This is a genomic window from Clostridium sp., assembly GCF_029267215.1.
GTDB lineage: Bacteria > Bacillota > Clostridia > Clostridiales > Clostridiaceae > Sarcina.
In genome coordinates this window covers 1-10384 of sequence record NZ_JARIDH010000031.1, presented here as the reverse complement: position 1 = coordinate 10384, position 10384 = coordinate 1, and the positions used below count along the sequence as shown (strand labels likewise).

Genomic DNA, 10384 nt, shown 5'->3' with positions numbered 1-10384 from the left:
ACCTTGCCAAGGTGAAAGTTGCGGGTTCGAGTCCCGTCTTCCGCTCCATATGCGGGTGTAGTTCAATGGTAGAACACCAGCCTTCCAAGCTGGATACCCGGGTTCGATTCCCGGTACCCGCTCCATTCAAAAGATAACCTAATCGGTTATCTTTTTTTGTATAAAAATAAATAATAGGCATCTATAGCTCAGCTGGATAGAGCGATGGACTTCGAATCCACAGGTCGCGAGTTCGAATCTTGCTAGGTGCACCAATACCAAGGGGTTGAGAAAAGTGGGTAATAAATTTACCCCTCTTTTTACCCCTTATAGTTTTTTATAAGGCTTTTTTACCCTAAAATTACCCTTTAAAAATAAAAATTTAAGTGTAATTTTGATATAAAAAAAGAGCGTATAAATTAGTTAACGCTCATTGATATATATAAATCATTTAATTTATTAGAAACAGTTTCTTTCATATTATCAAGTACATGGGTATAGGTGTCTAATGTAGTTGATATATTACTATGACCGAGTATAGTTTGAACAGTTTTAGGATTTTCACCAAGTTCAAATAATCTAGTCGCAAATGTATGTCTTAGATCATGAAACTTTCTGGCTGATAAATTATTTTTTTCTAATACTTTCTTAAATTCTTTTCTTACTCTACTACTATCTAAGAAATTACCAAAGCTATTACAGAATACAAGATTATTGTTTTTATAAATATTAGCAAGTAAAAGTCTATTTTTAGATTGAATTACTTTATATTGTTTTAATTTATCTTTTAGGAATGAAGGAATAGGAATTGTACGAATACTATTTATTGTTTTAGGAGTTTGAATAGAAATACTCCCTTTACCTCTTCCAGTAGAATCAACTGGAGCTATATATTTAGCCGTCTTATTAACTGAAATAGTATTACTATTAAAATCAATATCATTCCAAGTTAAAGCCAATAGTTCTCCTTGCCTCATTCCAGTATTAAGAGCCGTTATAAATAGTAATTCAAAATCATGTCCTTGTATAGCTTTTAAAAATTGATTTTGTTCATCAAGTGTAAAAGGATTTATTTTATTCTTGCTATTTAACTTTTCCTCTTCTTTTTTAGTAGGCAGCACTATTGCTTTGGTGAAATCTTTGATAATTAAATTATTATTATAAGCATATCTAAGGCTAGGAGCTATTATCTTATTTAATTGAATAACAGTAGTTACTGAAACCCCTTTTTTAATTAGAGAATTATAATATTTTTGAATATCAGTTTGTGAAATATCTTTAATTTTTAATTTTGATAGTTCACTATTTTTAATATAGTTTCTATAAAGACCCTCATACCTTTCTTTGGTAGAGGGTTTTTTGTTTATGAAATTAACTTCAAATAACCAGTTTGTAAAGAAATTTTCAAAACTCTCTTTATTATCTTTTACATTATGGTCAAGTTCATAAGTAATATCTTTAATTTTTTTATTTAATTCTTTTACAGTAGAGCCATATAAATCTTTAGGAGCTTTTAAGTTCTTATGTCTTAATCTAAAGAAATAATATTCCTTACCATTTATAACTCTTTTCCTAAAAGTTGTTTTTGCCATAATAAAAACCTCTCTTAAACTTAATCTTCAATATCTTCAAGTTTAATTATTATTTTTTTGCCTTTTGGAATATCAAAAAAAATAAAACCATTTAAAAAACTTTCGGCAATTTTATTTCCATAACCATTATTTTTTGAATCGATATTATCTCCAATTTCAATAAAATTTTTAATAGAATCTATTATTGTTAAAGAACCAACTAAAACATTTAAATCATCAGCAGAAAAGAGTTTGTTAAATATATTTAAATTTGGATAAATAATTGATTTTATGGAATCCAAACTAGTAAATCCTCCAGTTTTAATTTGATTAATCAACATGTAAAGTTCCTCAAGAGTATTAATATCACTTAAATCTTTTAATTCATCATAAACGCTTTTATTAAATATAGAGAAAATTTGTTTTAAAATTTCAAAATTAGGAATCCTTATATTACGTTCATATTGTGAAATTGCTTGTTCGGTTAAATTTAATTTTTCAGCTAATTCTTTCATTGTCATATTATTAGCTTTTCTTAAATCACGAATTTTTTTCCCAAGTGTGGTACACATAATATCACCTCAATTAATATTATACACTAAATAAACAACAGATGTTAAGTTTTTTGTTCAGATGTATTGACAATTAAACATATAGTGTTTAGTATAAAAATATATAACTTAACACTACATGTTTAGGAAGTGATGAATTGAAAAATTTAAATATTAAAATAGCTAGAATTGAAAAAGGATTTAGTCAACAAGAATTAGCTAAGATTTTAGGAATAAGTAGAAATAAGTTATCAATATTGGAAAATGGTAATTTTGAGAATTTAACATATCCACTTATAAAGAAATTTTTAAAAGTACTAGATATTGATTTAAATAAAATATTTACAGAGTAAAGATTTAGGAGGAAGAGGAATGAATATACAAGAGAAGATATTAATTACACCTAAAGAGGCTAAGGAGCTTTTAGGAGTTGGAACAAATGCAATATATCAACTATGTAAAGATGATAAGTTTCCAAGTATATCATTGGGTGGGAGAATCTATATAAATAAAAATAAACTTCAAGAATGGGCAGACAAGCTTTGTTCATAGAAAATAAAAGAGAGGTGTAAAAATATGTCAGTTAAATTATTAAGATTATATATTAATTTGTGTAAAGAAATGGAAAAAGAGCCGACTTTAAAAGGTGCAAAAGCTTTTAAAGAAGTATTTTCAAAATAAAAAGTTATTAATTAACAAATAAATATACCCTTAAATATAGGTTTTAAGGGTCTTGGTAAAGGTATTAAGTTAGTGGACACTTTATATAAAAGTCAAGTAACAGAGAGGATTAGAGATAGAAGGAGGTAAGCTTAAAAATGATATATAGAGAGAAGAAAATATATAGTGGAAATATTTTAGAAGTAGAGATTTTCCCTATAGAAATATATAAGAGAAAACAGAGCAGAAAGAAGAAAGAAAAAGAGAGCTTACCAAAGCAAAAAAACTTGAATGATAAAAATTCAAGAAAACATCTATCAAGATTACTAAATACTAACTTTACTGATAAAGATTTTTTTGTAACATTGAGTTATTCAGATAATAAAAGACCCAAAAATGAGAAGAGGGTATCAAAAGATTTTGAAAATTTTTTAAAGAGGCTTAGAAGATTTTTAAAAAAGAATAACAAAGAGGAATTAAAGTATATCAATGTAGTTGAATATGATGAAAATATTAAAATACATAATCACATGATTATGAATGGAATTATTGATATATCAGATCTAGAGAGAATATGGGGGAATGGAAACGTAGAGGTTTCTAAGTTAAGAAGTAATGAGCTAGGATATGAAGAATTGGCAAAATATCTTACTAAAGACCCAAAAGGTAAAAAAAGATGGAGTCAAAGTAGAAACTTAAAAAAGCCTAAGGTTAAAGTTAATGACTTTAAATTTAGCAAGAAAAAAGTTAATGAGTTAGCTAATTCACAAGGTGAAAGAGCTTTGTTTGAAAGATTGTATAAAGGATATATATTTAGGGAATATGAGGTCAAAGTCAATGAGATAACATCATATACCCATATAAATATAAAATTGCAAAAACTAAATAATTGAAGAGGTGAGAGATTTAATGAATATACCTAAAAACATACCAAGCAGAATAGAAGAGGTATTAAATAGAGTTAATACTAGGCTTAATTCCTATGAATATAAAGAAATGGTAAGTAAACAGGTTAGAAAGAGTAAATGTGTTTTATGTGGGGGAAAAGGTGTAATTTATAATACATATAGTAAGAGATATTCAAATTGTAAGTGTCAGAAAAGTAAAAATATAGCTAGAGCTTTGCGTAAGTTTAATGCTGATGAATTAGAAAAAACTTTTAAAAATTTTAATGATGATACTCTAATTAATAAAAATATGAAAAATGCTACAACTAATTATTATCTTAGATTTAAGGATATTAGAAATAGTATGAGCAATTCATTTGCATTATTAGGAGTAGAGCAAAAAGAAAGAACACATTTGCTACTAGCATTAGCTAATAAGCTTATATTTAATAATGATGTTGATATTGAGTATATTTCTTTAAATAAGCCTTTAAAAATAGGTAGTACGCATATTAATAGGTATAAAAATGTGGACTTGCTTATAATAAATGATTTTTTAGAAAATGAAGAAAGTCTAAATAATATAAGTTTATTTATAAGTATATTAAAGTATAGGAGCATGAAGAGGTTACCAATAGTTATGAGTAGTAATATTAATCTAAATAATATAAAAGTTCTTAATGAGGACTTATACAGGTTAATTAAGCGTATGGCTAATGCTAATATATTCGATATATAGGTTTAAGTAGTATTTATCCTATAGCCCCCTATATAAAAAACGGCTTTTTTTAATGGGGTGTCGGTCGGTGGTTAGCTAGTGCCAAAGTAGAAAAATTTTATTTTCATATAAGGGGGTGCAACCTTTGAAAAAAGGGGTGCATTAACTTTAAAGAATAGCTATTAAACTAGGTTTCAAAGAATTTTAAGATAAATAATTAATGCACACAATTTAGAAAAAGGGTGCAAATAAAAATAAAAGGAGCTATCAAGATGAAAAAAGCAGAAATAAAAAATAATTGTTTTGATAATTTAGAAAAAGAGGAATTAAAAGAAATAATGAAAGCAGCCAAAGAATTAAGAGATATTGATTACTTAGCATTTTTAAGAGCAAAAGAAGTAATGCGTCATATGGTTGAAATTTCTAAAAAGAAAGAAAAATCTAAAAAAAGCCAATGTACTAAATAGAAGTACATCAGCTTATAGGAAAAAAATATTCCTTAAAAACGCAACTAAAGGATATCACATAATAAAGGAATAAATCAAGTTATAAATAGTTTGGAGTGATAGAATGACCAAAATAACAATAAAGTTTATTTTAGAAGAGGAAAAACAAAGGATAATAAAAGCACTTTCAGTTAGTGGGAAAATAAATAAAATAAGTAAGGTATATGAAACTGGAAAATATAAAAAAGTTTATATAGATATAGAGTAAGTGATCATAAAGAAAGAATACAAAAGACATAAAGAAATGAAGAGCTACAGAAATTAATAAGTTATAATTTCATGTGGCTTTTCATTTAGAGAATGAGGTGGAGAGTGTGAGTAATGAAGAGTTATTTGTATTATATAAACAAGGCAATAAAAATGCCTTAAATGAGTTAATAGAGAATAATAAAGGAGTAATATATAAAATAGCTAATAAGTATAAATTTGATGGAATAGAGGAAGAGGACTTAATTCAAACGGGAATAGTTGGATTGATACAAGGCATAAACAAGTATGATATTAAAAATAAAAATAGAGCTAAATTAATAACATATGCTATTTACTGGATTGATAGAGAGATAAATAATTATGTTAATGGTAGAAGTGAAAAAGATAAAATGAATAATAAACTTTATAAAGAATCTATAAGCTTAAATATGCCAGTTGGAGAAGAGGGAACAGAGCTAGGAGAGTTTATAGAGGGCGTTGATTATGCTTTTGAAAATATAATAGAAATAGAGTTTTTAAGAGAGCTAAGAATACAATTAGATAGTTTAATGAGTGATAAATTAACACTAGAAGAAAGAGAAATTATAAAGTTTAACTATGGGTGGAATAGTAGAGAAATGACTTTACAAGAAATTGGAGAAATATTAGGCTTAAATAAAGGTAAAGTTAGTTTGAGAAAAGAAAGAGCTTTAACTAAAATGAGAATGAGTAGTTGGGCAATACATAACTCAAAAAGTTTTATGGAAATGGGATATATAAAGAAAATGTATGCTAATAGCTATTATAAACATAGTAGTTCAATATAAAGACTAAATTAGCAGATTAAATAAAATGATTAGAGGGGATATTTGTATTATGAGTAAAGAAATATTTGAAATAGTAAAGAGTTGTGAGAACTGTGTAGGGTGTAATATGCCATTAATAAAAAAGAATATAGATATAGATTGTGAGTATTGGGAATGTAGTGAAAGATATGAGAGTAAAATATTAGACAATATTCCGTGGTATTTAAGACAACCTTATTTATATGATTCTTTAGACATTGACGGCATTAGATTAGGATTAGAATGTTTAAAGAATGAGGGATATATAGTTTTAAGTGTTTATAACGTAGTACATTATATTTTAAAAATAGATACAAAGGAATTGAGTGAGATTCTAGGGGTAAAGTCAAAGGTACTAATTGAGGAAATGCCAAAGAAAAATAAAAGTAAGTATGCAAAACAATTTAGTGAAATTCTTAATTTACCTTTAAAATATTTTGAAAGAACAACAACAAATGATATTGAAGATATAAAAGAGCTATTACTAGAAAAATATGAGGTAAAGAAAAAGCCTAAAAATAATAAAAGTAAGAAAAAGCGTTAAAATAATTGTATAAAAATAATGAAAATGATATAATAAAGAAAATAAATAATTTAATAAAGTAAGTACCATGTCATTATTAATGGCATACGGCATATAAGCCACGGGAAACAATTAATCAGTATAAATACTGGTGTTGTTCTCGTGGCTTTTTTTATTGCAAAATTAAGAAAGGAGAATTGTTGGTGAATGATAAAGCAAGAGAAGAAAGAAACGCATATTTAAGAGAGTGGCGTAAGAAGAATAAAGAGAAAGTAAAAAATTATAATAAAAGTTACTGGGAGCGTAAGGTTCAAAGTAATAAAAGAGAATTAAGAAAGGATTTGGGATAAATGAATATATTAAAAGATAAGTTTTCAAATATAATTGAAGAAATTAAAAATGATTATATAAATAATAGGGTTAGCAAAAAGATTGATAAATTAATAAAAGAGTTTAATGAGGCTAAAGGTACATTAGAAAATTCAATAAATAATGAAGATATCAGCAAGGAAGAAATAGAAGAGGCTATAAAACAAGTTGATATTTTACAAGCTAAAATAATAGCTCAAAAAACAAAAGAAAAAACAGATATATATTTAAATGCCATTATTGAAGAGGAGAGTAAAAAAAGTGAGTAAAGAATTAAGAGAATTATTAAATCAATTAGATCAAGAAAATAAAAGATTAAACAATTTACTTAATAAAGAAAATGTGAGTAAAGAAGAACTAGAAGAGATATCAGATAATATTGATTCCTTGGAGGCTAAAATTAAGGCTCAAAAGAAAATAGATGGAGATGGAAGAGTATTAGACTTTGACGGTACACAACAGTTAAATGGAACAGAAAATACTACTAATTCAAATTTGAAATTAGTAAATAAAGGGGAGAGCTTCTTTAATGCCACTATAAAAAATAGTGAAAATAAAGATTTAAGTATTGGTAAATATGTAAAAGGAATGCTGACTGGTGATTGGGAAAATGCAACATCAGAAAAAGCAACATATAGGGAATTGACAACTTCAACTGGTAAAACATTAATACCACAAGAACTATCAGCTCAAATAATAGATTTAGCAAGACCACAAATGGCACTAGGTGATATACCTATATTACCTATGGAAAGCAATAATATGACTATTGCAACAATAGAAAAAGACCCAGTATTTCAATTTAAAGAAGAATTAGCAAAAGTAGAATTTAGTGATATGACTTTTGGTTCTGTAGACTTAAAGAGTAGAACTATATACGGACTTATGAAAATATCATTAGAGTTATTAAATAGTGCTAAGAATATTGACCAAGTTATACAACAAGCTATGGCTAATTCTATAGCTCAAAGTATAGATACAGTAGGCTTATATGGTGATGGACAACTACAACCAAAGGGAATATTAACATATGAGGATATTAATATAATATCTAGTGGTGATATAGAAACATCTAAATATACATCATTTGTTAAAGGGATAGGTGCTATTACTAAGGCTAATGGAGTACCAACAACTATAGCATATAATAGTAATATAGATACTTCATTAAGTCTTTTAACAGATACAACTGGACAACCTCTTAATATGCCAAAGAAGGTTGAAGAGCTACAACACAAGGTAAGTAACAATATAAAAGATAACCAAGCTATGGTATATGATAACAACTCTATAGTAATGGGATTACAGAATAAAATAATAATAGATACATCAAGTGAGCTAGGTTTTGAAGATGGGTCAGTATGGTTAAGAGTTTATGCAATGCTAGACTTTGCTATATTAAAGCCTAAGAGTGTTACTAGAATTGATTATACTGTAGAAAAATAGAATATATATAATTTAAATAAATTAAATTTAATTATTAATTAAGAGCTAAGATATAAAAGTCTTAGCTTTTTTATTTAATTGGAAGAGGTAGGGGGTGGTTAAAAAGTTTTTAAGCCTTTGCTCCGTGTCCATGGTTAGCACTTTTTCTCCGCGGATTTTCCCCAAATGAATTTTTTTGAATGGGAGGGCTAGAAGAGTTTTATTAATATTAATGAAAAGTAATCAAGACAAGTATTTGCAATAGAATTAAGAGGTTTTGTTAAAATAAAATTAAGTGATAAAAAGCAATAAATTTCACGCAAAAAACATATAAAAATGAGGTGCTTTTTAGCATTAAATAAAGGATAAATTATAAGTGTATGGGTAGTATGGAAAACTTTTATTAAAATAGAGGAAGGCCACATATATAGTTTTCATTTCTCAAAATTTCCAAAACTAATTCAAAGGTGGTAAATTAATTTTTACCCCTCTTTTTACCCCTTATAGAATAAAGAAAAATAATAAAAGATAAAAAAATATAACAAACAAATGGCTTTATAACACGATTTGAATATTACGTAAAAAGTATTAAAATATACTCTTTCGTTTCCACAGGTCGCGAGTTCGAATCTTGCTAGGTGCACCAAATTTCAAGGGTTACAAGGATTTTGTAACCCTTATTTTTATATAAATTTTGAAATAGATGTGCAATAGAAAAAGAAAAATGAAACTAGAGTAAAAATTACCTAAGTTTAAATAAGAAAATAAGTCTATTTATAGTCTTATTTTTATAATATGAGTATATATTAAGATTAGTTGATATATCACTATGGCATAATAAGGTTTGAATTGTTTTAGGTTTTACACTATTTTCAAAAAGTCTATTTGTAAAGGTATGTCTTAAATCATGAAAGTGAATTTATTTTATAGTACATGATATTAATTAGTGTATAAAATTTATTTTTGATTTAACAAGAATTTTTAAAGATAAATTATCAAGATTATAAAAATGTTATTGAATAATAATATATAGGTTAGATTTATATATTATTACCTTAAGTGGTAGGTGTTATGTAAAAAATTTTTACTAAAGTTAAAAGGCGAAGTAACTATGCTATAAAAATTTTTTCTGTTTTTTAAATAAAATGAGTTTTTATAGTTAAACCACAATACAAAATATAGTAAGGGGTGATTGTAATGAGTAAAATAAAAATAGAATTGGCTATGATTAGAAATCAAGGTGAAGAAAAGCTTATAGAAGTAAACAATATTACAAAAGAAGAATATTAGTATAAATTTAAAGGTTCGTTATATTGTATACAGGGTTGCGATGCAAAAATAAGATTTACTTAAAGAAAGGATGATGTGAAATATTTAATCACATTGAATAATGAAGAGAAGAAACATTATTTAGAGTATGCGTATCATGTGAATTACAGGGGAAAAGATGGTAAAAAGAAGTTATAGCATATAATGGACATGCTAATATTAGTGATGAACAAATAATTAATTTAAGAAATGAAAATTATAGTGCATATGCATATTTTCTAGAGGTATTTTTTTGAAAATATCTTTTCAGATATTTAAATGGAATTTAAAAGTATATGATGGTTTAAAGTGAATTTATAAATATTGCAAACTTGATAGATTTAGCAAGAGTAAATAGTTTTAGAGGAAGTTATATATCCAAATAATTATGAAGATGAATTCAATAGTATAATAGATAGGATTTATAGTAGTTTTAAATTCATAAAATAAATGAATTTTTATAAAAGTAGATATAATAAAATTAAGTTAATTATTTAAATTGCTTTTATTTAAAGAGAATATATGTAAACTTATCCTAGCGTATCCATATGTATAAAAGATAAAAAAATAAAGTAATATGAAGAAAATTAAATATAATTTTAATAAATAGAGATAATAAAAACAAGTAATTGTTGTCAATATGGTATTATAAATATCGTCGTCAAGGTCAAATGAAAACACCGAGTGATGACATGGTCTTTGAAAATTAAACAGAAGATATTAACATAAACCAGCAATTCTTTTAACAAGTAATATGAGTATAGATTAAACTTTTAAATTGAGAGTTTGATCCTGGCTCAGGATGAACGCTGGCGGCGTGCTTAACACATGCAAGTCGAGCGATGAAGTTTTC

At 26.1% G+C, this 10384-nt stretch carries 14 protein-coding genes, 2 tRNA genes and 1 rRNA gene; 14 read left to right on the top strand and 3 right to left on the bottom strand.

Annotated elements, in window-relative coordinates:
* Positions 1 to 51 precede the first annotated feature (51 nt).
* Both Q1K13_RS04955 and Q1K13_RS04950 read left to right on the top strand, forming a co-directional pair.
* Positions 52 to 125 (top strand) — tRNA-Gly (locus tag Q1K13_RS04955).
* Between the two features lie 52 nt (positions 126 to 177).
* Positions 178 to 254 (top strand) — tRNA-Arg (locus Q1K13_RS04950).
* 144 nt (positions 255 to 398) lie between these two features.
* On the opposite strand, the gene Q1K13_RS04945 is transcribed toward Q1K13_RS04950, so the two are convergent.
* Positions 399 to 1571, bottom strand: coding sequence for a tyrosine-type recombinase/integrase (locus tag Q1K13_RS04945; RefSeq protein ID WP_300348122.1), 1173 nt, complete (start codon positions 1569 to 1571; stop codon positions 399 to 401).
* Between the two features lie 20 nt (positions 1572 to 1591).
* Positions 1592 to 2122 carry a helix-turn-helix domain-containing protein gene (locus tag Q1K13_RS04940; RefSeq protein ID WP_300348121.1) on the bottom strand — a complete coding sequence of 177 codons (531 nt, stop codon included), beginning with the start codon at positions 2120 to 2122 and terminating at the stop codon, positions 1592 to 1594.
* A 137-nt stretch (positions 2123 to 2259) separates the two neighbouring features.
* On the opposite strand from Q1K13_RS04940, the gene Q1K13_RS04935 reads away from it, so the two are divergent.
* The 11 genes from Q1K13_RS04935 to Q1K13_RS04885 all read left to right on the top strand — a co-directional run bounded on the left by Q1K13_RS04935 (position 2260) and on the right by Q1K13_RS04885 (position 8244).
* Entirely contained in the window at positions 2260 to 2454 is a 195-nt protein-coding gene (locus Q1K13_RS04935) for a helix-turn-helix domain-containing protein (RefSeq protein ID WP_300348119.1), read from the top strand.
* Positions 2455 to 2473: 19 nt separating this feature from the next.
* The gene (locus Q1K13_RS04930; RefSeq protein WP_111917078.1) at positions 2474 to 2653 is read left to right on the top strand and encodes a helix-turn-helix transcriptional regulator; all 180 of its coding nucleotides are present in this window, start codon (positions 2474 to 2476) and stop codon (positions 2651 to 2653) included.
* Between the two features lie 266 nt (positions 2654 to 2919).
* A complete protein-coding gene (locus tag Q1K13_RS04925; protein WP_300348118.1) occupies positions 2920 to 3654 on the top strand; it encodes a rolling circle replication-associated protein in 735 nt (244 codons plus the stop codon).
* A 16-nt stretch (positions 3655 to 3670) separates the two neighbouring features.
* Positions 3671 to 4387, top strand: a complete 717-nt coding sequence (locus tag Q1K13_RS04920) for a hypothetical protein (protein WP_300348117.1) — start codon at positions 3671 to 3673, stop codon at positions 4385 to 4387.
* Between the two features lie 251 nt (positions 4388 to 4638).
* Positions 4639 to 4833, top strand: coding sequence for a hypothetical protein (locus Q1K13_RS04915; RefSeq protein WP_300348115.1), 195 nt, complete (start codon positions 4639 to 4641; stop codon positions 4831 to 4833).
* A gap of 103 nt (positions 4834 to 4936) precedes the next feature.
* On the top strand, positions 4937 to 5080 hold the full coding sequence (locus tag Q1K13_RS04910; RefSeq protein WP_300348113.1) for a hypothetical protein: 144 nt from the start codon (positions 4937 to 4939) through the stop codon (positions 5078 to 5080).
* A 106-nt stretch (positions 5081 to 5186) separates the two neighbouring features.
* A complete protein-coding gene (locus Q1K13_RS04905) occupies positions 5187 to 5888 on the top strand; it encodes a sigma-70 family RNA polymerase sigma factor (protein WP_300348112.1) in 702 nt (233 codons plus the stop codon).
* 49 nt (positions 5889 to 5937) lie between these two features.
* The gene (locus Q1K13_RS04900) at positions 5938 to 6450 is read left to right on the top strand and encodes a hypothetical protein (RefSeq protein WP_300348111.1); all 513 of its coding nucleotides are present in this window, start codon (positions 5938 to 5940) and stop codon (positions 6448 to 6450) included.
* A gap of 182 nt (positions 6451 to 6632) precedes the next feature.
* Positions 6633 to 6779, top strand: coding sequence for a hypothetical protein (locus Q1K13_RS04895; RefSeq protein WP_300348110.1), 147 nt, complete (start codon positions 6633 to 6635; stop codon positions 6777 to 6779).
* Complete coding sequence (locus Q1K13_RS04890) at positions 6780 to 7067, top strand: hypothetical protein (protein ID WP_300348109.1); 288 nt, start codon at positions 6780 to 6782, stop codon at positions 7065 to 7067.
* Positions 7060 to 8244 (top strand): phage major capsid protein, encoded by a 1185-nt coding sequence (locus Q1K13_RS04885; protein WP_300348108.1) that lies wholly within the window; start codon positions 7060 to 7062, stop codon positions 8242 to 8244. The genes Q1K13_RS04890 and Q1K13_RS04885 overlap by 8 nt, the downstream gene beginning before the upstream one ends.
* A 721-nt stretch (positions 8245 to 8965) precedes the next feature.
* Here Q1K13_RS04885 and Q1K13_RS04880 read toward each other — a convergent pair.
* Positions 8966 to 9142, bottom strand: coding sequence for a tyrosine-type recombinase/integrase (locus Q1K13_RS04880; protein ID WP_300348123.1), 177 nt, complete (start codon positions 9140 to 9142; stop codon positions 8966 to 8968).
* Between the two features lie 1163 nt (positions 9143 to 10305).
* Between Q1K13_RS04880 and Q1K13_RS04875 the strand changes: the two genes are divergently transcribed.
* Positions 10306 to 10384: ribosomal RNA gene (locus Q1K13_RS04875) — 16S ribosomal RNA — on the top strand; the annotation flags it as partial.